The organism is Alteribacillus sp. JSM 102045 (genome assembly GCF_041949975.1).
Lineage (GTDB): Bacteria > Bacillota > Bacilli > Bacillales > Marinococcaceae > Alteribacillus.
Genome location: NZ_JBHFQG010000009.1, coordinates 94,301 through 119,791 on the forward strand (window position 1 = coordinate 94,301; position 25,491 = coordinate 119,791).

Consider the following 25,491-nt stretch of genomic DNA (forward strand, 5'->3'; position numbering starts at 1 on the left):
GGGTTCATTCAACGTGCGAATGATATAGAGGTGAGATGTGAGGGGAAGAGGGGGAAAATAGAGGTTACCTGTCATCTTCATTTTTAATAGACTTATATTCTGCTAGAATGTCATATATTCGGACGTTAGTAGCGTTCAATGCAATTAAAAGTTGGAAAAGGGTATCAGACCGGGGGATTTTGTTACCTCGCTCAATTTTTCCTAAATGCTTGTCATCAACCTGCGCGATGTGTCCTAATTCCTCTAAAGTTATACCTTTTTCTATTCTCTTTAATCTTAAAAACCTTCCTAAGGTCTTTTTAAACATATCCTCATTTAACACAATTCCCATCCCTTTTTTTCCAATTATTTAGGAAAAGGGAAAAAGTGAACACGCCCTGAAGGACACTAAATGGAAATAAGTGTTAATTATGAAGAATAAATTTTTCCCAGCCAAGTAAGCCGGGAAATCAAGGGGGCAGATCATCTTAAGAGGTATCTGTGATATGAGCAATAATATTACCAAACAATCTTTTTAGAAAACAGCGCTATAAGAAAAAAAGACGACATCCGCAATATGCGGGATGCCGTCTTTTTTAGTTTAGCTCCAAATGCTCTCTAAGTGTTTGAGATACCTCGCTGCGAATTTCTTCTGGGATTTCCATATAGTAAATCCCATCTATCGTGATCCCTTCACCGGTCATGCTAAGTGCCTCTACGTTACGGCGTGTGGATCGGTAGTCTTCCTGTAAATCTATCATATCGTCAAAAGTCATATTGGTGCGAACATTATCTTCAAGAATATTAAGAAAATTAATGATAGATGAAAGATTGATACCTTCTTCCATAACGGCATCTATAATCTGGTGCTGGCGCTCATTTCTACCAAGATCACCCTCTGGATCTTCCTTTCGCATTCTTACATAAGCAAGTGCTTCTTCGCCGTTTAAGTCAAGTTCTCCTTCAGGGCACTCTATGCCATTTTGTTCAAAAGCAAATGTGTTATCGATCGTTACGCCATCCACCGCATCGACGATATCTTCAAAATCTTCCAGATTAATAGAAAGGACAAAGTTTATTGGGATATCAAGAAAAGTTTCGACTGTATCCATTGCCATTTGCGCCCCGCCAAAAGAATAGGCATGATTAATCTTATCTTTTATGTCGCGTCCGACAATTTCGGTGCGGACATCACGGGGGATACTTACCATTTTCATCAAATCATCATGTGGATTAACGGTCATCACAATCATCGTATCTGAACGGCCGGCATCCGAATCTTCGTTATCAATGCCTAAAAACAAAAAAGACAAGGGATCGCCCGTTTCAAGTTTTGCGGATGCCTCCCGCTGAGTACTCTCTCTTACTATATTTTCATGCACACTGCTGGCTGTATCAGAAATACTAGAGTATAAATAAAATGAGTACCCGCCAACGATCAAAATCCCCAAGATGATGACACCTGTCCCAATAAACAGCAACTTTTTCATCAGCCGTTTCTCCCATCTATCCATATTAAATTTTCTTAAAGCTTTTTAAGTATAGACAAATTGTGGGAATTTTTCAATAGTTTATAAGCTGCTAATTTTAGTTGTTTTTTTAATAAAAGAAGGAGCGAAAGCGGCGACTCTAGCGGTTGTCGGCTAAGTGAATACTGCACTTAATTTGTACCAGCCCTGCAATCTTTTGTACCACTCCTTGCGGAGCTTTTTACCACCTTATGCAGAGTCGTTTACCAACCTCCTGTATAATGAATGAGCGTGCCCCTTTTTGGCATGACATTTGTTTACTTTTTTATGTTCCCATACCGCTACATGCTGGAATTGCATGGAGAAGAGCGAAGTCTACGCACCATCTCAAAACAAAGGAAGGAGGAGTTTAAGTGACATTGCAACAATTGAGATATGTGATTGAAGTGGCGAAGCAACGATCGATTAGTAAAGCTGCACATCGATTGTTTATTAGTCAGCCGAGTCTGTCGAATGCGATTAAAGAATTGGAGAATGAACTGGGGATTGCGATTTTTTCTCGTACGAATAAGGGGATTGTTATTACGTCAGAGGGTTCAGAGTTTTTAGGTTACGCCAGGCAGGTGGTTGAACAGACAGACTTGCTTGAAAACCGCTATGCCAATGCGGCTCAATCCCCGCAGCAGCATTTCTCTGTATCTGCCCAGCATTATGCCTTTGCGGTCAGTGCGTTTGTGAAGCTGTTGAAAAATTATAATCGGGATGAATATGAGTTTACGTTACGAGAGACGAGGACGTATGAAATCATTGATGATGTAAAAAACCTTCGCAGTGAAATTGGGATTTTGTATGTAAATGATTTTAACCAACAGGTCATTCGGAAGTTTCTGAGAGAAGGAAATTTAACGTTTCATGAGCTATTTCAGGCCAAGCCGCATGTGTTCATCAGTTCAACTAATCCACTCGCGGCTCAGAAGTATGTTACCTTAGCTGATTTGGATCCTTATCCGTATTTGTCATTTGAACAAGGGGACTATAATTCGTTTCATTTCTCCGAGGAGATATTAAGCACCATCTCAAGGCGTAAAAATATTCGTGTCAGTGACCGGGCCACGTTGTTTAATCTGCTGATAGGATTGAAGGGATACACGATTTCCACAGGGGTAATCAGTTATGACATCAACGACGATGATATTGTGGCGGTGCCGCTTAAGGTGGATGAGAGCATTACAGTCGGGTATATTCAACATAAGAATGTGGCTAACAGCCCGCTGGCAACGATTTATATCAATTTCTTAAAGGAAACGATTGCCGAAGAACTAACTTTGCTATAGGTTAAAACTATGACAAAGCATAGAATTTACGTGTTATGCTATACCATCATTCAATGCTACACTGACCCTACATTACTAAAGGAGAGGGTTAGCAGTGGGGAAAAGAAGTTTAGAACAAAGATTAAACGAAGGCACAGTCGTTGTAGCCGAAGGATATTTATTTGAAATGGAACGCAGAGGTTATTTACAGGCAGGATCGTTTGTGCCAGAAGTAGCGCTGGAGCACCCGGAGGTTTTAAAGCAAGTATATCGAGATTACATGAATGCCGGTTCAGATGTGGTTTTAGCTTTCACCTATAATGCCCACCGTGAAAAAATGAGAATTATAGGTAAAGAACATTTACATGAGCCGTTAAACCGGAGTGCGATTCGTTTGGCGAAGGAAGTGGCGAAAGAACATCCTACAGAAGAAGCGTTAGTTGCAGGCAACATTTCGAATACGAATATTTTTGATCCGGAAGATGCTGATTCTGCGGAAGAAGTAAGAAGTATATTTGCAGAAATGGCCACGTGGTGTAAAGAAGAAGGTGTTGATTTTATAAATGCGGAAACTTTTTATTACCATGAAGAGGCCGTTATTGCGCTAGAGGAAATTCAAAAACAAGGTCTGCCGGCAGTCGTTACATTAGGGCTGATGGGCGAAAATATACTGCGGGATGGGTATACCGTTGAAGAATCCTGTAAAATTCTTTCTGAAAAAGGTGCGTTAGTGGTTGGGATGAACTGTTTCCGCGGCCCAAATACGATGCAGCCATACCTGAAGGGAATTAGAAATGAGGTAGAAGGATATGTCGGTGGATTGCCCATTCCATATCGCACGACAGAAGAACACCCGACGTTCTTCAACTTGCCCGATGGAGGATGCAGTTGTTCCTTACCGACCGAAACCACGTTCCCGACATCCTTAGACCCGCTTTATCACAATCGGTACGAATTAGCGGAATGGGCGAAAGAAGCAAAAGATATTGGTATTAATTATATTGGCCTTTGCTGCGGGGCCTCACCTGCGATGATCAGAGCAGTAGCAGAAGCGATAGGCTACGAAACCATTAATTCCAAATATTCACCGGATATGGAGAAACACTTCTTATTCGGGAAAGATAAAACGCTAAAGGATCATAATCTAAACTACAGTAAAAAAGCATAAGTCATAAGGTGATCATTGAAAGAGGGGAAGCAGGAAAGCGATAATAAATATGGCTTTACTCGGGCGCTCTTATTTGAACAAGATGGATGCATTCTTCATTAACTGAAGCTGCATCCATTTTTAAGACTGGTAAGGTCTCTGCAAAAGCTGGTACAAAAGATTGCATACGTGGTAAAAAACGCCCGCCGTACTCACTAAGAAAAAGGAACTTCTACTAAGGAAAAGGAACTTCTACTAAAACCGCACACGTCCTGTGTGCAACGTAGAAGCCACCGCGTCCTGCGGAAGTACGTCCTGTGTGCAACGTAGAAGCCACCACATCCTGTGGAAGTGAAAGCGTCCGCCTGTAGCGGATTCTTTTCAAAAGCAGCCCATCACAAAAGAAGTAAAGTTTTTAGAAAAATAAAAAAGTTAAAATTATTAATTAGCTGCCATAACTCCTAGATGATAAGGGTTTTTTGCCCATTTTTCTTATTCTCTATCTTTACATAATAACAAAGAATGTACCATTTCCTTAAAAAACATTAACCCGAGTATTCTTATATGATATACTAATCTAAACGGAAATCGCCGTTTTAAAAATGATGAAAAAAATCATTTATAGAGGAGGCGCATTTTGATGCAGGAATTAACTCACCTCGATCAACTTGAGGCGGAAGCGATATATATTATCCGAGAAGTAGCGGCAGAATGTGAAAACCCGGTTATGCTTTATTCGATTGGAAAAGATAGTTCTGTGATGCTTCATCTTGCTATGAAAGCTTTTTATCCGGAGAAACCGCCGTTTCCTTTCATGCATATCGATACCACTTGGAAGTTTAAAGAAATGATTAATTTCCGTGATCGGAAAGCGGAGGAATTAGGGATTGAAATGATTGTACATACCAATCAGGAAGGTGTCGAGCAGGGCATTAATCCGTTTGATCATGGAGCTTCCTATACCGACATTATGAAAACGCAAGCCTTAAAGCAAGGATTGGATAAATACAAATTTGATGCTGCCTTTGGCGGTGGAAGGCGTGATGAGGAAAAATCTCGTGCAAAAGAGCGTGTCTTTTCGTTCCGTAATAAAAACCATGCTTGGGACCCGAAAAACCAAAAGCCTGAAATGTGGAAATTGTATAACACGAGAATTAATAAAGGCGAGAGCATGCGCGTCTTTCCTCTTTCGAATTGGACCGAGAAAGATATTTGGCAATACATTAAAAAAGAAAATATTGATATTGTCCCTCTTTATTATGCAAAGGAAAGACCGGTTGTCTATCGGGAAGATAATATCATGATGGTAGATGATGACCGCATGAAACTAGAGCCACATGAAGAAATAGTGTATAAGAAAGTTCGTTTTCGAACACTAGGCTGCTACCCTCTTACTGGCGGGGTGGAATCAGATGCAGATACGCTGGATGAGATTATTGAAGAGACATTAGGTGCAGTTTCCTCCGAGCGAACAAGCCGGGTGATTGACCAAGAAGCTGCTGGCAGCATGGAACGTCGCAAACGAGAGGGGTATTTCTAAAATGGAGAGTCTATTAAAATTTATCACGTGCGGAAGTGTAGATGACGGCAAATCAACCTTAATTGGGCATATGCTTTATGACGCAAAACTATTATTTGCCGACCAGGAAAAAGCTTTAGAGCTTGATAGTAAAGTAGGAAGCCGCGGCGGCGAAATCGATTATTCCCTACTTCTTGATGGATTAATGGCCGAAAGAGAACAAGGGATCACCATTGATGTGGCGTACCGCTATTTTACAACCGATGATCGTTCTTTTATCGTCGCAGACACGCCGGGTCATGAAGAATATACAAGGAACATGGCGGTCGGAGCATCTTTTGCTGATCTTGCGGTTATTTTAGTAGATGCTACCCAAGGGGTTATTACGCAAACCAAACGTCATGCCAGAATTTGTGCCTTAATGGGAATCAAGCACCTTGTCTTAGCCGTAAACAAAATGGATTTAATCGGTTATGACCAGAAACGCTTTGAAGAAATTAAGCAGGAGTTCATGCAGCTGACGAATAGTTTTAACCTGGAAAGTGTGGAAGTTATTCCGGTTTCCGCCACAGAAGGCGATAACATTACCCAGAGGTCCAGCAACACCCCTTGGTACAACGGACTGCCACTGCTTCTGTATCTAGAAGGCATTGATGTTCACAAAGACGTCGAACAAGACAGCTTTTCCATGCCAGTGCAGCGTGTGAGCCGGCCAAATCACGAATTCCGTGGTTTTCAAGGGCAAATCGAAGCCGGAAACATTGCAGTGGGGGATGAGATAACCACCCTTCCAAGCCAAGAAAAGGCGACCGTGAAAAGCCTGTTAGTGACCGATAGAGAAGTTCAATCTGCGGTTGTTGGACAGCCTGCCACCATTCAATTGGACCGTGAAGTTGATGTGTCCCGTGGCTGCGTATTAACAACCACCGATCGGGTTCAAGTAACGGATATGTTCACCGCAAACATTCTTTGGATGGATGACGCTCCGCTTGTCCCAGGCAGGAACTACCTAGTAAAAATAGGAACAAAAATTCTTCCTGGTACCGTCATGTCGATTAAACATAAGATTGACACGAACACAGGAGACGAAATTCCAGCCGATCAAATTCACAAAAACGAATTAGCCGAATGTGATATATCTCTGTCTGAAAAGATGGTGTTCGATACATTTGACAACAACGAAGCATTAGGCGGACTCATTTTAGTCGACCGCGTTACCAACATGACATCCGCCTGCGGGGTGATTGAGCACTCTCTTCGCCGCTCCACAAACGTAGAATGGCAAGAAACAGATATTACAAGAGACATCCGTGCCCAGCAAAAAGGACAAAAGCCAATAACATTATGGTTCACTGGCCTTTCCGGTTCAGGCAAATCAACCCTGGCCAATGCCGTAGAAAAACGACTCGTATCGACCGGACACCACACCATGTTACTGGATGGTGACAATGTAAGACACGGCTTGAATAAAAACTTAGGCTTCAAAGAAAGCGATCGTGTCGAAAACATCCGCCGTATTGCCGAAGTCTCCAAACTTATGAATGATGCCGGCCTGATTACATTAACATCATTCATCTCACCATTTGAAAGTGACCGGAACAATGCCAGAGACATCATCGGTGAAGACTATATTGAAATTTACGTCAGCACCCCGCTCGAAGAATGCGAACAGCGCGACGTCAAAGGCCTGTACAAAAAAGCACGAGCAGGAGAAATACCAAACTTCACAGGCATCTCCAGCCCATACGAAGCACCACAAAACCCAGAAGTTGAAGTTGATACAAGCAAGTACACCCTAGAAGAAGCAACCGATTATGTTGTAAAACAAGTTATGAAGTATTTGGATTAGAAATTGTAGGGAGCTACTATCCGAGCATTAGGGTAGCAGCTTTCTTTTTATTATTTATTGTAATCCCATAGCACTTTCCATTCCTCATCTTCTTTAGATATATCAAAATGACCGTATTTCCCTTTAAAGGTTTGGAGATCACATTTACCTTATAAACTTCATCTAACTTACTAGTGTCTTTTTCCATCTGCCAGTTTTCCATTTTTTCAGGCTTATCCAATGTAAACGAAAATGTGGTGACGTCAAAATGATTCATAAAAACATGCGCACGGTCCTGGATATAGTGCCCTTTTGAAAATTTATCTTGCATATGAGAGTGGAATAATTCCCAGGACTGAGAAAAATCCCCTTGTTGTTCATACTCATAAAACATTTCAACCGTTTCCATAGCCTGTTTACTCGGCGATTGCGAAAAAGTAAAAAAGAGAACGATGATCAAGATTAATAAAATCGCTGCAAAAGCTGCTTTTAGTATATTCCCTTGTCTTTGATACCGCACTTCTCCTTTTTGTACTATGCCTATTCAGTTTGTAGATGTTTTATTATAAACAAAGCGTAAAGGGTAACTTTTCTTAAAACGGAGAAAGGTATAAGGTCTGACAGCTGAACTTTATATGGGCTGTAATGGATTCGTAAACTGCAGAATACACATGGCGGTTCGCTGCATTTGTTTTTCTAATATGTAGGATGACTCTTTCATCGGAAGCTGCTGGCCATTTTTTAAAGGTGATAATCGACCGGAAGGAATGGACGTGATGATAGAAGATTCAGTTACACTCGAAAGCTCTTGGGATGAAAAGTATAATTGAACAATTAGAAAATAATCAAAATTTAACTGTAGGAAAAAGCTGTGCATGATTAGGTTCGAGAAATGTAAATTATCGAAAGGAAACTGTGTGAACAGAACGTCTATATGGCATTTTATTTATGTATGTTTTTGGGTCCCAGTGACTTTAAAAACAGGGAAGCCAAGTATGAAAGGTACAATGACAACTACATCATCAAGTTTTGCAAAAAGGCTGAAATTGTTCTTGTAGGCTTGTAGGGTAGGGAACAGATAATAATATACATAATAGAAGGAAAAGAGAAGGGACCAAACTCCTGAAACAATTTCAAAATAAATTCAAATGTTTCATGGATAAAGAAGGGGAATGCCCAGACTACACTCGCGACATTTCCCGAACTAACTATACTCTTTCAAACGACATAAGGATTAATCAAACGATTGATTAATTTTATTAATACAAAATCGTTTCGTTTAAACACTTCATTTGGCCCGGGCCAAATTCATCTTCTTCCAGACACTTCAAATTGCTGCTAACTTAATTCGTTACTATATCTTTCCTTGTAGTTTTGAAACTTTAATTCGGAATAATGTTGTGTGAAAAGTAAAATAAAAAAAGTTGTTGACTTATCAAAATTAACAGATTATTATAATAATTAGAAAAAGTTGAAAAGTGATTCATGTTTTAATTTAAAACATGAATTGAAAGGATAAGTTTTAATGAATAAATCGGCACTAACCCCAAAAACCAATCGAGGAAGAGAGCCGAAAATACGGGAGGCAGCAGAAGATATATTTGGTGTAAGAGGTTTTCACCAAATAGGCATATTGTAAGCGCTTACTATCTAAAAAGTTGCTTTATGCAATTTAAATATAAAATGGGAGTTGAAAAAATGAGTATATCAATTTCACAGGAACAGGATTTGTTAGTGAACACTATTAAAAGATTTTCAGAGGAAAAGGTAGCACCTTTAGCGGAAAAAATTGAAACGACTGGGGAATATCCTGATGAGCTGGTAGAACAAATGAATAACATAGGAATCATGGGCCTGCCTTATGAAACTCGTTATGGAGGGGGAGGCGGTAGTACCTTAACTATGAGTATGGCTATAGAGGAGTTAGCAAAAGTTTGTGCTAATACTGCTATGGTGCCAACCACTCAAGAATTAGGGGCTATGCCTTTAATCATTGGGGGAAACGAAGAACAACATAAAAGATTTCTTCCTAATATTTCTACTGGAGATTGGAGAGTAGCCTTTGCTTTAACAGAACCGGAGGCAGGTTCAGATGTTGCTTCCATGAGGACAAAAGCAGAAAGAGATGGAGACCATTATGTTATTAATGGAGTGAAAAGGTTCTCTTCGTATGCAGATATTGCAAACATCATATGTGTATTTGCAAAAACAGATCCCTCTAAAGGATCAAAAGGAATTTCATCATTTGTAGTTAACAAAGACGAAACACCAGGTATAACGATTGGAAAAAAGGAAAACAAAATGGGCTTTAAAGGTTTTGCTGCTTGTGAAATATATTTTGATAATGTCATAGTACCGAAAGAAAATCTTTTAAGTGAAGAAGGTAAAGGTTTTAAAATAGCAATGAAAACGTTGGATAAGACTAGACCATTAGTTGCAGCTGTTGGAGTGGGGTTGGCTCAAGGAGCATTAAATTATGCAATGGACTATTCGAAAGAAAGAATACAGTTTGGGCAGCCAATATCTGATTTTCAAGGAATTCAATGGATGATAGCAGATATGGCAACGGAGGTTGAAGCAGCAAGACAATTAGTCTATAAGGCAGCCGACGTTATTGACCAAGATAGTTTGGATGCTCCACTACACGGTGCAATGGCAAAATGTTTTGCCACTGATATAGCAATGAAAGTGACGACAAACGCTTTGCAGATATTAGGTGGTAATGGATACATGAAAGATTACCCTATGGAAAGATATTTTAGGCAGGCAAAATTACTGCAAATTGTAGAAGGAACAAATCAGATCCAAAGAAACGTTATAGCCAAACAACTGTTAGGTTAAAAGGGGAGTGATACACTTGCATTTGCCAACAGATGACTACTTTACAAAGGGTTTCTGGAAAAACCAAAACATCTATTCATACTTGCAAAAGGCTGCTGAAAAAGTACCTACTAAAATAGCAGCAGTAGATAGTTTTCAGAAATTAACCTATGAACAATTAAATGGATATGTAAAACAATTAGCGGGATCTTTTAAAAACGTTGGAATTCAAAAAGGGGATGTGGTTTCTTTTCAATTGCCCAATTGGATGGAAGCAATCATAGTTCACCAGGCTCTTTCTAAAATCGGCGCTATTAGTAATCCAATCATTCCTCTCTATCGAGAAAAAGAATTAACCTATATATTGAATCAATCTAAGACAAAATTGATGATAATACCTTACTCATTTAGAAATTTTAATTATTTAAAAATGCTGCAACAGCTTATAAGGTCTAGGGAATTGGAACATTTAGAAACTTTAGTGCTAATAGACAAATATAATGAGGAACCTGAGTTGGACTCTTCATTCGAAATAGAATTTAATCCATTTTTGGAGAGGGGAGCAGTTGATAACAAAGTAGAAAAAGTTAATGAGAAAAATATTAATCTCCTTCTATACACGTCTGGAACAACTTCTGATCCAAAAGGTGTTCTTCACTCTCATAACACTCTTATTCATGAAAATAACACTATTGTAGAGTTATACCGTTTGAATAATCAAGACACTATTTTTATGCCCTCCCCAGTGACACATATTACAGGATTTCTTTATGGATTAGAATTAGCTTTTATGATTGAAGGTAAAGTTGTGTTGCAAGATATTTGGGATCCTGTAAAAGCAATTAAACTTTTGGCGGATGAACAATGTACCTGGACAGTAGGAGCTACCCCTTTTCTAAAGGGGATTGTTCAGTCTATAAATGAGGAACAGCGACAACAGTTAAAATTAAAGGCATTCGCCTGCGGAGGAGCAGATGTCCCACCAGAACTTGTTAGAGAGGCAGCAGAAAAACTTAAATGTTGTGTGACACGGGTTTATGGATCGTCTGAATATCCTACTTTTTCAGCATGCAGTTATGAAGATCCAATAGATAAAGCAGCGCACACGGATGGAAAGTTGTTTAAGGGTTCAAAAGGAAGAATTGTTAATGAACGAAAAGAGGAAGTACCGTTTGGTGAAATAGGTGAACTTGCAGTACAAGGTCCTGAAATGTTTTTGGGTTACCTTCAAGATAAAAATAATAAAGAAGCATTTACCGAGGAAGGTTATTTTCTAACTGGTGATTTAGCTATGATCGATTCAGAAGGATATATAGAAATCAAAGGAAGAAAAAAAGACATAATTATTAGAGGGGGGGAAAATATTAGTGTTAAGGAGATAGAAGATATCCTTTTTACACACGAAAATATTCAGAATGTTGTGATAGTTGCTATGCCTGATAAAGAAATGGGGGAAAAAGCTTGCGCATTTGTCGTTTTAAAAGAGGGAGTTCAATTTGACTTCAAGGAAATGACTGACTTTTTAAAAAAGACTGGAGTTGCAAAACAGAAGTTGCCGGAAAGGTTGGAAATTATTGAAAAAATGCCAATGACAGCGAGTGGAAAGATCCAAAAATTTGTATTAAGAGAGCGGATCAGTCAAGGAAGTAAGTAGTATTTAGGAAGGGGAGAGGGAAAAATGGATTTCGTTAAATTAGAAGAGAAAAATAATATAGCTGTTGTAACGGTTGATAGGCCTCCTGTTAATGCAGTCAATGAACAACTTTATGAGGAAATAAAGGATACATTTCATGGAATTAATAATAATAGACAAGACATCAGAGTTGTTATTTTACGAGCAGAAGGAGAAAAAGCTTTTATTGCAGGCAATGATCTAAATGAATTTTTGACAATGAATCCTGAGAATGCCGATAGCAGAATGAAAAAAGTTAGAGAAAGTTTTTGGTCTGTCTATGAGTGCAAAGTACCAGTTATTGGAGCTATAAATGGAGCGGCATTAGGAACGGGATTAGCGTATGCAGCAGTGTGTGATATGTTGATTGCTTCTGAAAAAGCTTACTTTAGTTTACCCGAAATTAACGTAGGCGTGATGGGAGGGGCAAAACATTTATCACGGTTAGTTCCTCAAATGATTGTACGTTACATGCATTATACGGGTAATACAATTTCAGCTGAAGAAATCAAAAACTATGGAGGAATCATTAAAGTTGTCCCTCCAAACGATCTTTTTGAGGAAGTTATGTCATTAGCGACAGAAATAGCAAAGAAAAGCCCAATTGCAATTAAATTAGCAAAGAAGAGTCTTAACACAATTGAAGAAATGGATTTAAAAGAAGGGTATAAATTTGAACAAAGTCTCTCCAAAGAATTGTCTGCCTATGACGATTCTAAAGAAGCTGTAAAAGCTTTTTTTGAAAAAAGAGATCCCGTTTTTTCAGGACGTTAATTAGGGGGGAATAAAAATGTTTAAAACCATTGATCATGGGAAGGTTTCTTACTTACTATCAGTGTTGCTTGTTGTTACTCTCTTCCTAGTGGTATGCGGAAATAATGAAACTTCCTCTTCAGATACAAACAATTCAGAAAGTGGAGTTTCTGAAGAGGAGCCGATTAAATTTGGATTTATTTCCAGTTTATCAGGAGGGAATGCAAGTTCAGGGGAACCTATGAAACAAGGAGCAGAACTTGCAATTAAGCATATTAATGAAGACGGTGGGATAATGGGGCGGCAGGTCGAATTGGAAGTTAGGGATGACAAGGGAAGTCCGGAAGAAGCAGTAAAAGTAGTACGTGATTTGCAAAATAATGGAGTCCATTTCTTTCTTGGGGTAATTAGTAGTAATGTAGCATTGAGTTTATCTCCAGCTATGGAGGAACTGGATTCGATTTTAATTACTGCAGCCGCTCACTCTGATCGTTTAACTGGAGAGGACTTTAATGAACATTATTTTCGAGTAACCGACAATGCTCAAATGAGGAATTACGCTGGGGCAAAAATTATTGCTGAAAGGTATCCTGATATAACAGAATGGGCAACTTTCTCACCAGATTATGAATATGGTAAAAATACGCATGATCGTTTTTTTGAAGCTTTGCAGGAATACAACGCTGATGTAGAACTCATTCATGAATCTTGGCCTGCTTTTGGGGCATCTGACTTTAAAAATTATATAACTGCGGTGCAAAATGCAGATCCTCAAGGAGTATTTTCTTCTCTTTACGCAGGAGATGCAATAGTGATGTCCCAACAAGCCGCTTCATACAATTTTTATGAAGGAATAGATGTATTTGTTAATCCTTCTGCAGAAAGGGACATACGTGAACAACTAGGTCAAAACATGCATGAGGAATGGGGAGGATTGCACTATTATGCGCCTGCCTTTGACAATGACATTAACAACCGTTTTGTCGAAGATTACAAAGCCGAGCATGGAAAGGAACCTATCGGTTTTGCGTCTGAAGCGTATAATGCTATGTTAGCTTACAAAGCAGCAATCGAAGAAGCGGAGTCTACTGAGACACAAGATGTGATTTCTAAGCTTGAAGGTATTGAATTTGATAGTTTGACTGGTACTACTACCATTCGAGAAGAGGATCATCAGGCAATAAAAGACGTAATATGGATTCATATTGTTCCTGCAAAAGGAAAGACGGGATGGGAAGTTGAGGAAACAGTAATTATCCCAGGAGACGAAGTGATCCTGCCTCCGTCCAATCATTAACATGTATTATTGCTATTTGGAGGGGACTGTCCCATAAGTCGGGTCGGCTAAATTTTTTAATAAACTCCAGCTGAAATACACGTAGACTCCAGCGGGAAAAGCAACAGCTGAAGATCCCGCAGTGAGCGGTCTTTGCTCACGAGGAAGCTGGAGCGTTGCCCGCGGAAAGCGAAGTGTATTTCAGCTGTAAAAAACCTTTTGGGACAGCCCCTCAAAAATAAATGAGGGAGCATAGATAATGGAAATAATATTAATGCCATTAATAAATGGTTTGTCTCAAGCAATGCTATTATTTTTAATAGCTTCTGGGCTTACTTTGGTATTTGGAGTGCTGGGAATATTAAATTTTTCTCATGGAGCCTTTTTTATGTTAGGGGCATACTTTGGTTATTCAATGATTCAAGGAACTGCAGTTTCTCCTTGGCTTTTTTTCTTCATTGTCATCCTCTCAGGTATTGTTGTAAGCGTAATAGGAGCTTTGATCGAAGTTTTGGTATTAAAACGATTATATAAAGTCGACGAAATATTATCATTATTGGCTACGTTTGCGGTGTTATTGATACTACAGGGGCTTGTACATGAAATTTGGGGAGCGAGTTACTTATCTGTAAGTTTTCCACAGGGACTAGAAGGCAGTATTAACTTGGGTGGAATGAATGTTCCTGCTTATTCTATCGTCATTATTGGTGCTGGTTTTTTGGTAGCTGCCTTACTGTGGCTGTTAGTTCAAAAAACTTCCTTTGGAAAGCTCATTCGGGCTTCTGCCGAGGATTCGAAAATGACTAATGCGTTAGGAGTAAATGTGCCCTTAATATTTACTGGTGTGTTTATCTTAGGAGCTTTTTTAGCGGGGGCTGCAGGTATGATAGCAGCACCGAGTACCATTTTAACTCCAATGTTATCAATGACGTTTATAATCCAAGCTTTTGGAGTGGTAATAGTGGGGGGGCTGGGGAATATCTTTGGTGCATTTATTGCTGCATTAGTTCTAGGTCTAATCGATTCATACTTAACAACATTCGTCCCAATTTTCACTGGAGTAGCTTTTTTTGTTGGAATGGTCTTCATACTATTAATAAAACCAAAAGGAATTTTGTCTTAGAAATTTAAAATAGAGAGGGGTGCGCAAGATGATATTTTCTTCGAAGAAAAACAGATTGACCATTTTTATAGCTGCAGTCGTTGTACTGTTGTTTTTATTGCCTTTGTTTGTAAGCGATAATATAGTATTTCGGGCAGCAACAATACTAGTAAGTGCACTATTTGCTACAAGCTTTAATTTGTTATTAGGTTATTCAGGGCTTGTGTCATTTGGTCATGCAGCTTATTTCGCGATTGGAGGATACACCTTAGCCTTGTTTTTACAATCTGTCCCTTCTTTCTTTTTAGGTATAACGTTAGTAATATTAATTAGTGCTATTTCAGCACTTGTTTTAGGTTATATCTCATTTCGAGCTTCTGGGATATACTTTGCTATTTTAACACTGGCTCTAGGACAGCTGGTTTATCAAATTTTTTATCAATCAAAATGGTCGGGTGGGCAAAATGGAATGGCTGGTATTAACGCCCCCAGTCTAAGATTGGGTTCAATGGAAATAGGAATTCATGGAATGCCAAACTATTATTTTGTTATTCTCTCTTTTGTATGTGTATCTATTTTGTTTCTACGGTTGGTTGTGAAATCCAGGTTTGGAAAAATTTTAATTTCGACCAAAGAAGATGCAGTTCGTGCTTCTTTCTTGGGCGTCAATGTAAGAAAATATCAACTCACTGCCTTTGTAATATCTGGAACTCTTTCTGGGCTGGCAGGAGCTCTTTCTGCCCCACTAAACAGTATTATAACTGCAGACATAGCATCTTGGACTAATTCTGCTACACCTATAATTATTTCTTTGTTGGGCGGCTACAGCTACTTTTTCGGGCCAGTAATTGGAGCCTTTCTTTATGAAATTTTTAACTATTTAACAAGTTCATTAGCCGATTCTTCGGAGTTATACATTGGTTTACTGCTTCTTGCTGTGATTCTACTTATGCCAAGGGGAATCTTGGGAGTTATTGATCAATTGCGATACAAGGTTGGTAGAAGGCAAAAACAAAAAATGAAGGCAGATAGAAATAGTATTGAAAAAACTAGAGAACGAAAGGTAGATACGTTATGACTTCAAGTATTTTAGAAGTGAAAAATATCAATATGGTTTGGCCTGAAATTAAAGCGCTTTCAAATATTCATTTTAAATTGGAAGAAAATAAAATTCACAGCATCATAGGACCAAATGGTGCTGGTAAGAGCACTTTTTTTGGAGTTATTTCAGGAGAAATCACGCCGACAAGCGGAAAAGTGTGGTTTTTGGATGAGGATGTTAGTAAACTGCCGTCCTGGAAAAGAACAAGGAAAGGAATGGGAAGAGCCTTTCAAGTTCCGAAAGTGTTTCCAACATTAACAATTGAGGAGAATATACTAACAGCGGTAAGGATAAAAGAACAATGGAGGGATAAATTGCGTTTGAAAGGTCTTTTTTACCCTTCCTATAGAACAATTCAAGAAGCTGATCGTCGTTTAAAGGAAATTGGATTATTTTCACAAAAAGATAAGAAAGTATCTGAGATATCACATGGTGATAAGAAAAGACTAGAAATAGCTATTGCCATCTCCTTGGAGCCAAAACTATTACTTTTAGATGAACCCACTGCTGGAATGTCTCCAGAAGACACACGAAAAACGGCAGCATTGATTAAGAGATTACATTCTGAACATCAATTGACAGTCCTGCTTACAGAGCACGACATGGAAGTTGTTTTTTCATTAGCCAATAAAATCTCTGTATTAAATAGGGGTGAATTAATAGTTACTGGCAAGCCGGAAGAAATCAAGAATAATGACTTAGTAAAGGAAATTTATCTTGGAAAGGAAGAGGAGAATGTTAGCAGTTAATGACTTGGAGGCTTTCTATGGAAGCAGTTACATTATTCAGAAGATTAATTTAAAAGTGAAAAAAGGTCAAGGTGTTGCCTTATTAGGAAGAAATGGGGCCGGAAAATCAACTATTTTAAAAAGTATTATAAACATAGAGCCTAAGGTGAAAGGAAATATTGTGTTCAATGATCAATCTATTCGTGGATTGAAGCCCTACCAGCTTGTAAGAATGGGACTAGGTTATGTGCCAGAGGATAGAAGGATTTATTCCAGTTTATCAGTAAAGGAAAACCTTGAAATGGGGAAGTACGGTAGAAGGAGGAGTAATGTTTCTTCGTTCTCTATAGAAGAAATGTTAAATCTGTTTCCATTGATGAATAAATTTATAAATAGAAGGGGAGGACAACTCAGTGGCGGAGAACAACAGGTAGTTACGATTGCCAGAACCTTAGCAGCCAAACCAAGTATTGTTTTACTCGATGAGCCAACAGAAGGATTGGCACCAATTATTGTAAATTCTTTGGTTGATGTTATACAAAAAGTTATCAAAGAAATGGGCGTCGGTATACTGCTTGCCGAACAAAATGTAACCTTTAGTCGAAAGTTAACACAATATGTTTATTTGTTGGACCAAGGTCAGATTATATTTGAAGGAACATGGGATGAGTTCGATAAAAGACCAGATTTAAAAGAAACGTATTTGGCAGTATAGAAACAGGGAAAAGTTCCTGAAATTTAAGAGGGAATAATATGGAACAAAAAGATAGAAAAAACCTGCCCCGTACAATGTACGGCGACAGGCTCCTCAACGCACTGCTACTAACTTACCCAACAATCAAATTCGCAATGATTAGCATAATAAACGACACGAACCAGGCTATTGTGGTTGGCACTGACCAAACAAGGAGCTGCTCTCTCACATCTTTAATACCTAGCATCCGGTTAACAACCCAGAATAAGCTGTCATTAAAGTAAGAAAAGATGAGCGCTCCAAGTGTTGCAGCCTGTGCAGCTAGAACAATATTGATATCCATATCAACAACAATTGGCGCCGAAATCGAAGCTGCTGTTATCATGGCAACCGTACCACTGCCTTGAATCAATCGTACAATCGTTGCAATGAAAAAGGGTAACAACACCGGCGGTATCGCTGTAGCAGCTATTTGTTCTGCAATGTAGTCACCACTGCCGCTTTCACGAAGTACTTCACCAAGTGCACCACCGGCACCAGTTACGAGCAGGATGATTCCAGCTGTCTTAATACCTTCTTCCATACGTTCTATTGCTTCAGATTGCTTTACTTTACCAAACAAACCGTAAATGGCGACAATTAAACCAATTGCTACGGCAATGACTGGGTTCCCGAAGAACTGAACGTATTCAGCAAATACACCTTCTGCTCCCAGTGCATCTGTAATTGTATTTGCAAAGATTAGTAAAATCGGCAGCACGATCGGAAGGACAGAAATCCCAAGTCCCGGCAATCCCTTTTGTTCTTGTAATTCATAGTATTCCTCAAGTGTTGCAGCCATCTCCGGTCGTACATAATCCAATCCGTCTTCTGTCGGTATTTGATAAATCTTTTTCCCAATCCATTTCGCGTACCAGATCCCGACCACAATGATTGGAATAGCAAAGAAAAGTCCATACAAGAGCATTAATCCAATATCTGCACCAAAAATACCGGCAACACCAAGCGGCCCGGGTGTTGGCGGCACCGCGTGGTGTGTTGCACTCAAACCAACCGCTAGTGCGACACCAAGCCCGACAGCAGATTTACCAGTTTTTGTTGAAAGCGCCTTCACTAAAGGCATTAAAATAACAAATGCCGAATCCACAAAAATAGGGATCGAAACGACATAACCGGCAAGCGCCATTGCCCATTCTTCCTTTTTGCGCCCGAGCCACTTAATAAAAGAATACGCCATCCGCTCGGCCGCACCCGAAACTTCAAGAATACGGCCCATCATCACACCAAGACCGATTACAATCCCAATCGTGCTCAACGTGTTACCAAACCCAGAGGTAATCGTATCAACAACATCAGGAGCCGGCATCCCGCCGATCAACCCCGTGACTGAAGCGGCAATCAATAAGGCCACAAATGCATGAATTTTCGTTTTAAGGACCAATAAAATCAGTAAAAAGACACCAATAATTAAGCCAAGAATCATCTGAGTCCCTGAAGGATCCATAGTTCAAAACCCCTTTTTATAAAGATGTATTAGAGCAGAAGGTCTTCTTTGCTACCTGCAAAGAAGACCAACCAGGTATGCTTCATTCTTCGCCCGTGAAGTGGGGTGCGTATTTCGCTGCGAGTTTAATGCACTCTTCCATACTGACCGCACTAGCAATCCCAGTACCAGCGATATCAAACGCTGTGCCGTGATCTACCGATGTTCTGAGGAATGGAAGGCCGTTTGTAATCGAAATGGTTCGTTCAAAGTCGGTCATTTTTGCAGCGATGTGGCCCTGGTCGTGGTAAAGGGAGAGCACCGCATCGTATTTTCCATTTAACGCTTGGTGGAAAACGGAATCAGCTGGCACCGGTCCTTCGACTGGAATACCGTCTGCCTGCGCTCGTTCAATGCCCGGACGAATTTGATCCACTTCCTCGCGGCCAAATAAGCCATTTTCACCACTATGCGGATTAAGCCCTGCGACCGCAAATTTACGATCTTCAATCCCAAGGCGGATCAATGCCGCGTCGCAGCGGAGTAAATAATCATGAACACGCTCGGCTGTCATTTGATCAATAGCATCTTTTAATGAAAGGTGGCGGGTCAGGAAGAAGATGCGCATGGAACGTACTTCAAACATCGTGAGTGGATCTTCCACGCCCGTCATGGCTGCCAGCATTTCTGTATGTCCAATATGCGGAACATCCGCTGCCTTAAGCGATTCTTTATTAATCGGTGTCGTTGCAATCACGTCTGTGCTTCCATCCTGAGCATACTCCACAGCTTTTTGAATGTATTCATAGGCTGCCTGCCCGCACTGCGCTTGAACTTCTCCATATTTGAGCTCGTTTGTGTCGACATTCTTTAAATCAATAACGTCAACTGTTCCAAACTTAAACAATGCTTCACTTGGAGAAGAAATAGGGTTAAACGTGAGCGAGGTATCCGTTACCTCGGCAGCTTTTTCTAAAATGTCCATTTGACCAATAACAAATGGTTTCCCAGATTCAAAGACTTCCTGATTGGCAAGAGATTTCACAGTGATTTCTGGTCCAATTCCAGCTGGGTCTCCCATTGGAATGGCAATAATTGCTTTTTTCGTCATAATAAATTCCTCCTAAAGTTATAACTTAGCACGTAAGTATTTAATTGCTTCAAGCATCGATCGTTTATCTCCGACCATGCCGCCCTTGGTTACGATTGGCATCCTGTCAAAATAGCCGCCAACAAACCTCCCGTAAGAAGCGAGCGGTATCACTTCATCTTCGAGAGCAATTCCATTGGCACGACTGAAGGCGCAGAGTGAAGCGGTAACATCCCCGCCGCTTGAGTAGCAGGCGCGAATTTTCGGATCGCCGCGCTCCAGCAGCTGACGGCTGATTTTTCCGAGCCCATCGGTCATACGCTTGGCAAGTGCGTCTTCTGTTACGCCTTCCTCGTTCGCTTTTGCTTTCAAATCAATTAACTCCATTCCTTGCCGATATGTTGTGATAACGAGCACCTCTCTCAAAATGAGATTTTCGAGTGCCTCATCAGTGACACGCTGTACTTCTTCTTCCCAAGAAGAAGTATAGCTTGCTAGTTTTTCCGGACGAGCATAAACAACTGTTGGGTTAAAATCTTCAATTAACGTCTCTAGCTGTTTGCCCGTAAGTGCAGTCGCACTGCCTACTGTCGCAAGAATACGTCCGCCGGCCCGCATGTCTTCGGCACAAGCTGAAGCATAGGCAGCTGTAAAAGGTCCTGGATCAACCGTGATAATATCTTGTTCTGGCAACTCTTTCAGCGCAGAAGCTACGCGTTCCACGTCTTCATCTGTCACTGCATCACAAACGACAATCCGCGCCCCAGTTTGAAAGGCATCGCTTAAAACATTCTTCAGGTGCAAGAAAGACGCCATGATATCTTTGAGCCCAATCGAGTAAACGGAATGACTTGACTGTGTTTCGATTAATTCTGGCACACACGAAGTCTTGAGCGGTTTAACCGGATCATTGGCCACATCCGTTTTTTGAAGTGGTACATCATCAACAAGCATGTAACCGCCAATCACAACCCGGCCGGAAGCAGGAAAAGCTGGAACCACAACCGCAGTGCGGTCGGGATACAATTCAAGAAGTTGATCAAGCTCAGGGCCGATATTGCCTCGCATAGTGCTATCAATTCGTTTCGATATAAGCTCCGCACCCCAGTTTTGCAACTCCGTTGCTGCAGTTTTCACTCGCTCAGAGGCAACCTCAGTCGGCAAATAGCGACTATCGGTATCCATAATTACTGCGTCATAAGCTTGTTCTTTTGGAAAAGGAGAGCTGTGAACGACAGTGACCGCCGGGAACCCTTTTTTTGTTAAACGAACCCCGGTCGCATTCGCTCCAGTTAAATCATCCGCGATGACTCCGATCTTCATCGATCACACTCTCCTTTCCGGCTGAAACTCGAATGAGGTTCTGGTGAAGCGGACTTTCTGCATTATCCTGATACGCATCATCGATGAGAACCCCTGCAATCTCTCTCATTCTGCAAACCTTTGCAAAAGCTTTCTTTGGAATTTTACTTGAATCGGTTAATAACCACGTTTCTTCAGCCGCTGCCATCATCAGCTGCTTAATCCTTGCTTTTTCAAGTGTAGGTGCAGTCACCCCTGCTTTTGGGTCAACCGCATGCGCCCCAAGGAAAAACTGATCCACATAGAGGTTTTCGAGCAGCTGTTGCGAATGCGGTCCGAACATCGCACCGACATGACGCTGCAGCTCACCACCTGTCACAATCACCTGTGCTGGACTATTCATAAGCTCAGCTGCAATGGGGATATCGTTCGTAATGATTGTGATATCTCCGCGTTCTTTCAATTTACGAGCAAGCTCAAGTGTTGTAGTGCCTGAATCTAGCACAATAGTCGCGCATTCCCTTACAAGCTTAGCAGCTTCAGATGCAATCGCTTTCTTTTCAAGTGAGAAATAACCCTCTTTATAAGAATAAGGTGTTTCTCCGTTGAGTGTTTGCGGTGCAGCCGCACCGCCGTGTGTTCGTATTAATTTTCCCTCTTGTTCTAGCTGACTAAGGTCCCGCCGAATTGTCATCGTGGAAACCCCTAATTCCTGTGTTAACTGATCAACTTCGATACGCTGCCTTTGTTTTAATAATTCTGTAATATGTTCCCTTCGATCATCTGCATTCATGTTATCGCCTCTTAATTGTTTGTTACGAACAATTCATGGTGCAATTATGTACTATAATGTTCGTTTTAGTCAATGATTTTTAATTAATTTGTTAAAAAAGAACATAAAAACGAAGGTGAAGCGATATTCATTAACACCTCTCCACCTAGGCAAACCTTATGTTCTTTCATAGAAATTATTTTTTTATGCAGAGATCCTTACATACAAAAAAGTTTCTGTTCAGGATGATGATTTAAGCTATTTATTGTAATCCCATAGAACTTTCCATTCGTCATTTTCTTTAGACACATACACATCCTGAGATATATCAAAATGACCGTATTTTCCTTTAAAGGTTTGGATCACATTTACCTTATACACGTCATTTAATTCACTCGTATCTTTGTCCATCTGCCAGTTTTCCATTTCTTCTGTCTCTCCCACTGTATAGGCAAATGTTGTGACATCAAAGTGATTCATAAACACATGCGCCCGATCTTGGATGTAGTGCCCTTTGGAGAACTTATCTTTCATATCCGTGTGAAATAACTCCCAGGATTGCGCAAAATCCCCTTGCTGCTCATACTCATAAAACAATTCCACCGTTTTCTTCGCCTCTTCCCCCGGGGATCGTGAGAAGGTAAAAAAGAGAACAATGATCAAGACCAATACCATCCCTGCTATGGCAACTTTTAGTAGTACTCCCTTGTCTATGATAAAGCACGTCTCCTTTTTTGTACTATGCTTATTCCGTTTATAGCTGTTTTATTATAAGCAAAAGAGAACAGGGCTTTTTTTCAAAAAAGAGAAAGGTTACTTTTTTATCTAATATAGAAACGTTTGAGGTCTGATAGCTAACTTTATACATTCTGCAGTGGTTTCGTAAATCGCAGAATACACATGGCGGTTCGCTGCAATTGTTTTTCTAATATGTAGGATGATTCCTTCATCGGAAGCTGCTGGCCGTTTTTAAAGGTGATGATGGATTGAATAGAAGGTTCCTGTGGGGATCTATGGGCTTGGATAGAATGGACATGGTGATAGAAGATCCAATTGCATTCGAGGACTCTTGGGGAATGGGTTGGGAAGGCGAAGATTTGATGGAGAGGGTTCACCGGAATCGGAACTTTCTGTTTGGAGCCCGTTTGATGGGTGACGGCCATTCTCCTTCCTTCATACGTCGAGCCACCATCTAAACACGCGGACTGAATCAGTTGAATCGATGTTTTCCGGACGAAAAGCTTTTGATGCTCTTCTAAAGCAATGACCTCATAGTCCATGTGAGCTGCCGGCAGCAGAGCCATAGTGCTCGGATTTATTTCGTAATAATCAACAACTTTTTCATACATAGCTAAAACTCTCCTTTTGTGGGGTTCATTCACACAAGTGAATGGGATAGGGGGTGTGAGGGGGAAGAGGAGAAAATAGAGGTTACATGTCATCTTCCTTTTTTAGAGATTCATATTCTTTTAGAATGTCACTAAATGTAACGTTCGTCAGGTTCAATGCGATAACAATTTGGAAAAGGGTATGGGCCTTGGGTATTTTTTCACCTCGCTCAATTCTTCCTAAATTTTTGTCATTTATATGTGCGATGGATGCTAGTTTTTCTAAGGTTTTATCTTGTTCCATTCGTCTTAACCTTAAAAACCTGCCTAAGACTTTAGCAAATAAATCATCGTTTAACAACTGTCCACATCCCTTTTTCCTCAATTATTTAGGAAGAGGAAAAGAGAGAACACGCCCTTGAGGTAACAAATTGGAAGTAAATGTAAAATAAACAAGAAAAATTTTCCCTGAATAGGAAGGTAAGGGATTTTTTTATGGGAAGCGGGAAAAAAAAGGAGGATTGATTACGTAAATGAAAGCATATAGTAGATGGGAAAAAGAAGGGTTTTAATGAATGAAAAAAGAAAATAAGTAGACAGAATTTTCAGATCAGAAAAGGCTGGGAGGGGCATAAATGGAATATGAACTTGCGGATCAGTTGAATCAAGCGTTTGAAGTGGAAGGGTGTTTTTATAAGGTGGAGGTAAACGGATCTATTTTTGATTGCCGGAGCCAGGTGAAGATTAATCGCAAACATAGGCCGAAAACCAAAGGTGTAGATGCCTTTTTTATCTTAACGAATCCAGGTTCATGCAAACCAGAACAAGCTGATTATTCCTTTCCTCTCGTCAAAACCGCAAGAGAACAGACAGCCTTTGTAGCAGCGAAATCTGATCCTACCCAGCACCAAATGATGAGGCTGATGAATGTAAAGAGCTGGAACCAGGTAGCTATCATAAATTTATCGGATATTCGCTGTAGTAACATGAAAGATTTTCAAAACAAGTTAGCAGCCGCAGCAGATCAATCTTTTCACCACCACAGTATATTTTATAAAACCAGAGCAGAAGAACTTACCCAAGCTTTACAAACGTGTAACGGTCTGGTGATTATCGGCTGGGGGACCAATAATTGTGTAAGGCCGCTAGCACAACAAGCATTGAGCACGTTAAAACGTCAGGGAATTCAACTGAAAGGCTTGAAACACAAAATCTCTCCATTTTATTATCATCCGAATTCACAGTTAAAGAAAAGAAAAATCGATTGGTTAGAAAAGATTGGTTCATTAGTAGGTTGATAGTAGAATAAACCAAAAGAGGAGCAAATTTTTCCATGCTCCTCTTCTTCATTCGAGCTCGAAAATAAAATGGAGGGGAAAAATGGCTTCAAAAATAACTGATGAGTTAGAAATAAAAGGAACAGGCACTTCTGTATTTGAATTTTGGCGATGGGCGTATTCTGACTTGTTAAGTAATACAAACAGAGGAATCCTCGCCGAATTTCTAGTTGGCGATGCTTTAGGCTTAACGAATGAACCTAGAATTGAGTGGGATAAAGCAGACTTTGAATATCATGGGAATTTCATAGAAGTGAAATCAGCAGCATACATACAAGCATGGAAACAAAAGCAGCTTTCAAAAATCATTTTTAATATACCCAAAGCAAAATCCTGGGATTACCTGACCGGAGAAATGAGTGCGGATTCCAAACGCAATTCAGATTGCTATGTCTTTTGTGTTTACACGGATCAAAATAAAGCTGACTATGATATTCTTGACATTCATCGGTGGGAATTTTATGTATTATCCACTGCGTTCTTAAATGAACATTTTCCTGAACAAAAATCTATTTCGCTCTCTACGCTTCAAAAGTCATGCAGGGCGATAAATTATAATGATTTAAAAGCAGAAATTGATTATTTGTTGGGTATTGATGGTTAACGTTTCAAAAAGTGTTAAACATTTAGCTAAATTATGGAGAAGAGGCTTTTTAAGATGTCACATCATTAAAAAAGGAGAATCGTTTGGTTTGTTAGGGGCCAAGTGGTTCTGGAAAGACAACAATGATTAAAATCTTAACATCCCAAGTTCGTTAAACAAGCAGAGGCATTTAA

The 25,491-nt window shown here is 40.0% G+C and carries 24 protein-coding genes and 1 pseudogene; 15 read left to right on the top strand and 10 right to left on the bottom strand.

Going from position 1 to position 25,491, the window contains the following annotated elements; translation table 11 throughout:
* Positions 1-64 precede the first annotated feature (64 nt).
* Complete coding sequence (locus ACE1TI_RS08645) at positions 65-331, bottom strand: helix-turn-helix domain-containing protein (RefSeq protein WP_375007182.1); 267 nt, start codon at positions 329-331, stop codon at positions 65-67.
* Between the two features lie 244 nt (positions 332-575).
* Positions 576-1,469 carry an LCP family glycopolymer transferase gene (locus tag ACE1TI_RS08650; protein ID WP_375007183.1) on the bottom strand — a complete coding sequence of 298 codons (894 nt, stop codon included), beginning with the start codon at positions 1,467-1,469 and terminating at the stop codon, positions 576-578.
* A gap of 392 nt (positions 1,470-1,861) precedes the next feature.
* Between ACE1TI_RS08650 and ACE1TI_RS08655 the strand changes: the two genes are divergently transcribed.
* From ACE1TI_RS08655 to cysC, 4 genes are all read left to right on the top strand, one after another.
* A complete protein-coding gene (locus ACE1TI_RS08655; protein WP_375007184.1) occupies positions 1,862-2,782 on the top strand; it encodes a LysR family transcriptional regulator in 921 nt (306 codons plus the stop codon).
* 94 nt (positions 2,783-2,876) lie between these two features.
* A complete protein-coding gene (locus ACE1TI_RS08660) occupies positions 2,877-3,929 on the top strand; it encodes a homocysteine S-methyltransferase family protein (protein ID WP_375007185.1) in 1,053 nt (350 codons plus the stop codon).
* Between the two features lie 619 nt (positions 3,930-4,548).
* A complete protein-coding gene (gene cysD / locus ACE1TI_RS08665) occupies positions 4,549-5,448 on the top strand; it encodes a sulfate adenylyltransferase subunit CysD (RefSeq protein WP_483860644.1) in 900 nt (299 codons plus the stop codon).
* Between the two features lies 1 nt (position 5,449).
* On the top strand, positions 5,450-7,276 hold the full coding sequence (gene cysC / locus ACE1TI_RS08670) for an adenylyl-sulfate kinase (RefSeq protein WP_375007187.1): 1,827 nt from the start codon (positions 5,450-5,452) through the stop codon (positions 7,274-7,276).
* Between the two features lie 16 nt (positions 7,277-7,292).
* Here cysC and ACE1TI_RS08675 read toward each other — a convergent pair whose 3' ends face one another.
* Positions 7,293-7,775 carry a hypothetical protein gene (locus tag ACE1TI_RS08675; RefSeq protein WP_375007188.1) on the bottom strand — a complete coding sequence of 161 codons (483 nt, stop codon included), beginning with the start codon at positions 7,773-7,775 and terminating at the stop codon, positions 7,293-7,295.
* Between the two features lie 1,178 nt (positions 7,776-8,953).
* Between ACE1TI_RS08675 and ACE1TI_RS08680 the strand changes: the two genes are divergently transcribed.
* The 8 genes from ACE1TI_RS08680 to ACE1TI_RS08715 all read left to right on the top strand — a co-directional run bounded on the left by ACE1TI_RS08680 (position 8,954) and on the right by ACE1TI_RS08715 (position 17,423).
* Positions 8,954-10,096 (top strand): acyl-CoA dehydrogenase family protein, encoded by a 1,143-nt coding sequence (locus ACE1TI_RS08680; RefSeq protein WP_375007189.1) that lies wholly within the window; start codon positions 8,954-8,956, stop codon positions 10,094-10,096.
* Positions 10,097-10,112: 16 nt separating this feature from the next.
* Positions 10,113-11,729 carry an AMP-binding protein gene (locus ACE1TI_RS08685; RefSeq protein WP_375007190.1) on the top strand — a complete coding sequence of 539 codons (1,617 nt, stop codon included), beginning with the start codon at positions 10,113-10,115 and terminating at the stop codon, positions 11,727-11,729.
* A gap of 24 nt (positions 11,730-11,753) precedes the next feature.
* Positions 11,754-12,521 (top strand): enoyl-CoA hydratase-related protein, encoded by a 768-nt coding sequence (locus tag ACE1TI_RS08690; RefSeq protein WP_375007191.1) that lies wholly within the window; start codon positions 11,754-11,756, stop codon positions 12,519-12,521.
* 16 nt (positions 12,522-12,537) lie between these two features.
* Positions 12,538-13,797 carry an ABC transporter substrate-binding protein gene (locus tag ACE1TI_RS08695; protein ID WP_375007192.1) on the top strand — a complete coding sequence of 420 codons (1,260 nt, stop codon included), beginning with the start codon at positions 12,538-12,540 and terminating at the stop codon, positions 13,795-13,797.
* A gap of 238 nt (positions 13,798-14,035) precedes the next feature.
* The gene (locus ACE1TI_RS08700; RefSeq protein ID WP_375007193.1) at positions 14,036-14,899 is read left to right on the top strand and encodes a branched-chain amino acid ABC transporter permease; all 864 of its coding nucleotides are present in this window, start codon (positions 14,036-14,038) and stop codon (positions 14,897-14,899) included.
* 28 nt (positions 14,900-14,927) lie between these two features.
* Positions 14,928-15,956 carry a branched-chain amino acid ABC transporter permease gene (locus ACE1TI_RS08705; RefSeq protein ID WP_375007194.1) on the top strand — a complete coding sequence of 343 codons (1,029 nt, stop codon included), beginning with the start codon at positions 14,928-14,930 and terminating at the stop codon, positions 15,954-15,956.
* Positions 15,953-16,729, top strand: a complete 777-nt coding sequence (locus ACE1TI_RS08710; protein WP_375007195.1) for an ABC transporter ATP-binding protein — start codon at positions 15,953-15,955, stop codon at positions 16,727-16,729. Before ACE1TI_RS08705 ends, ACE1TI_RS08710 begins: the two co-directional genes overlap by 4 nt.
* A complete protein-coding gene (locus ACE1TI_RS08715) occupies positions 16,716-17,423 on the top strand; it encodes an ABC transporter ATP-binding protein (protein WP_375007196.1) in 708 nt (235 codons plus the stop codon). The genes ACE1TI_RS08710 and ACE1TI_RS08715 overlap by 14 nt, the downstream gene beginning before the upstream one ends.
* 112 nt (positions 17,424-17,535) lie before the next feature.
* Here the strand turns inward: ACE1TI_RS08715 and ACE1TI_RS08720 are convergent, their stop codons facing one another.
* From ACE1TI_RS08720 to ACE1TI_RS08750, 7 genes are all read right to left on the bottom strand, one after another.
* Positions 17,536-18,906, bottom strand: coding sequence for a GntP family permease (locus tag ACE1TI_RS08720; RefSeq protein ID WP_375007197.1), 1,371 nt, complete (start codon positions 18,904-18,906; stop codon positions 17,536-17,538).
* Between the two features lie 82 nt (positions 18,907-18,988).
* Positions 18,989-19,996 (bottom strand): 4-hydroxythreonine-4-phosphate dehydrogenase PdxA, encoded by a 1,008-nt coding sequence (gene pdxA, locus ACE1TI_RS08725; RefSeq protein WP_375007198.1) that lies wholly within the window; start codon positions 19,994-19,996, stop codon positions 18,989-18,991.
* A gap of 18 nt (positions 19,997-20,014) precedes the next feature.
* Positions 20,015-21,298, bottom strand: a complete 1,284-nt coding sequence (locus ACE1TI_RS08730) for a four-carbon acid sugar kinase family protein (RefSeq protein WP_375007199.1) — start codon at positions 21,296-21,298, stop codon at positions 20,015-20,017.
* Positions 21,273-22,070: a DeoR/GlpR family DNA-binding transcription regulator gene (locus ACE1TI_RS08735; RefSeq protein ID WP_375007200.1), complete on the bottom strand. Its 798-nt coding sequence runs from the start codon at positions 22,068-22,070 to the stop codon at positions 21,273-21,275. The genes ACE1TI_RS08730 and ACE1TI_RS08735 overlap by 26 nt, the downstream gene beginning before the upstream one ends.
* Positions 22,071-22,307: 237 nt before the next feature.
* Positions 22,308-22,724: a hypothetical protein gene (locus tag ACE1TI_RS08740; protein WP_375007201.1), complete on the bottom strand. Its 417-nt coding sequence runs from the start codon at positions 22,722-22,724 to the stop codon at positions 22,308-22,310.
* A 185-nt stretch (positions 22,725-22,909) separates the two neighbouring features.
* Positions 22,910-23,398, bottom strand: coding sequence for a competence protein ComK (locus ACE1TI_RS08745; protein WP_375007202.1), 489 nt, complete (start codon positions 23,396-23,398; stop codon positions 22,910-22,912).
* An 82-nt stretch (positions 23,399-23,480) separates the two neighbouring features.
* Positions 23,481-23,738 carry a helix-turn-helix domain-containing protein gene (locus ACE1TI_RS08750; protein WP_375007203.1) on the bottom strand — a complete coding sequence of 86 codons (258 nt, stop codon included), beginning with the start codon at positions 23,736-23,738 and terminating at the stop codon, positions 23,481-23,483.
* A gap of 274 nt (positions 23,739-24,012) precedes the next feature.
* On the opposite strand from ACE1TI_RS08750, the gene ACE1TI_RS08755 reads away from it, so the two are divergent.
* The 3 genes and pseudogenes from ACE1TI_RS08755 to ACE1TI_RS08765 all read left to right on the top strand — a co-directional run.
* Complete coding sequence (locus tag ACE1TI_RS08755) at positions 24,013-24,675, top strand: DUF1643 domain-containing protein (RefSeq protein WP_375007204.1); 663 nt, start codon at positions 24,013-24,015, stop codon at positions 24,673-24,675.
* Positions 24,676-24,757: 82 nt separating this feature from the next.
* Complete coding sequence (locus tag ACE1TI_RS08760; RefSeq protein ID WP_375007205.1) at positions 24,758-25,318, top strand: hypothetical protein; 561 nt, start codon at positions 24,758-24,760, stop codon at positions 25,316-25,318.
* Between the two features lie 64 nt (positions 25,319-25,382).
* Positions 25,383-25,467 (top strand): annotated as a pseudogene (locus tag ACE1TI_RS08765) (ATP-binding cassette domain-containing protein); the annotation flags it as partial.
* Positions 25,468-25,491 lie beyond the last annotated feature (24 nt).

What these genes read in the sequence shown, in the direction of transcription:
- ACE1TI_RS08730 (WP_375007199.1), bottom strand. Translation starts at nt 21,298, where the DNA reads ATGAAGATCGGAGTCATCGCGGATGATTTAACTGGAGCGAATGCGACC.
- ACE1TI_RS08645 (WP_375007182.1), bottom strand. Translation starts at nt 331, where the DNA reads ATGGGAATTGTGTTAAATGAGGATATGTTTAAAAAGACCTTAGGAAGG.
- ACE1TI_RS08735 (WP_375007200.1), bottom strand. Translation starts at nt 22,070, where the DNA reads ATGAATGCAGATGATCGAAGGGAACATATTACAGAATTATTAAAACAA.
- cysD (WP_483860644.1), top strand. Translation starts at nt 4,549, where the DNA reads ATGCAGGAATTAACTCACCTCGATCAACTTGAGGCGGAAGCGATATAT.
- ACE1TI_RS08680 (WP_375007189.1), top strand. Translation starts at nt 8,954, where the DNA reads ATGAGTATATCAATTTCACAGGAACAGGATTTGTTAGTGAACACTATT.
- ACE1TI_RS08720 (WP_375007197.1), bottom strand. Translation starts at nt 18,906, where the DNA reads ATGGATCCTTCAGGGACTCAGATGATTCTTGGCTTAATTATTGGTGTC.
- cysC (WP_375007187.1), top strand. Translation starts at nt 5,450, where the DNA reads ATGGAGAGTCTATTAAAATTTATCACGTGCGGAAGTGTAGATGACGGC.
- ACE1TI_RS08695 (WP_375007192.1), top strand. Translation starts at nt 12,538, where the DNA reads ATGTTTAAAACCATTGATCATGGGAAGGTTTCTTACTTACTATCAGTG.
- ACE1TI_RS08705 (WP_375007194.1), top strand. Translation starts at nt 14,928, where the DNA reads ATGATATTTTCTTCGAAGAAAAACAGATTGACCATTTTTATAGCTGCA.
- ACE1TI_RS08700 (WP_375007193.1), top strand. Translation starts at nt 14,036, where the DNA reads ATGGAAATAATATTAATGCCATTAATAAATGGTTTGTCTCAAGCAATG.
- pdxA (WP_375007198.1), bottom strand. Translation starts at nt 19,996, where the DNA reads ATGACGAAAAAAGCAATTATTGCCATTCCAATGGGAGACCCAGCTGGA.
- ACE1TI_RS08710 (WP_375007195.1), top strand. Translation starts at nt 15,953, where the DNA reads ATGACTTCAAGTATTTTAGAAGTGAAAAATATCAATATGGTTTGGCCT.
- ACE1TI_RS08755 (WP_375007204.1), top strand. Translation starts at nt 24,013, where the DNA reads ATGGAATATGAACTTGCGGATCAGTTGAATCAAGCGTTTGAAGTGGAA.
- ACE1TI_RS08745 (WP_375007202.1), bottom strand. Translation starts at nt 23,398, where the DNA reads ATGTATGAAAAAGTTGTTGATTATTACGAAATAAATCCGAGCACTATG.
- ACE1TI_RS08740 (WP_375007201.1), bottom strand. Translation starts at nt 22,724, where the DNA reads ATGGTATTGGTCTTGATCATTGTTCTCTTTTTTACCTTCTCACGATCC.
- ACE1TI_RS08650 (WP_375007183.1), bottom strand. Translation starts at nt 1,469, where the DNA reads ATGAAAAAGTTGCTGTTTATTGGGACAGGTGTCATCATCTTGGGGATT.
- ACE1TI_RS08715 (WP_375007196.1), top strand. Translation starts at nt 16,716, where the DNA reads ATGTTAGCAGTTAATGACTTGGAGGCTTTCTATGGAAGCAGTTACATT.
- ACE1TI_RS08760 (WP_375007205.1), top strand. Translation starts at nt 24,758, where the DNA reads ATGGCTTCAAAAATAACTGATGAGTTAGAAATAAAAGGAACAGGCACT.
- ACE1TI_RS08690 (WP_375007191.1), top strand. Translation starts at nt 11,754, where the DNA reads ATGGATTTCGTTAAATTAGAAGAGAAAAATAATATAGCTGTTGTAACG.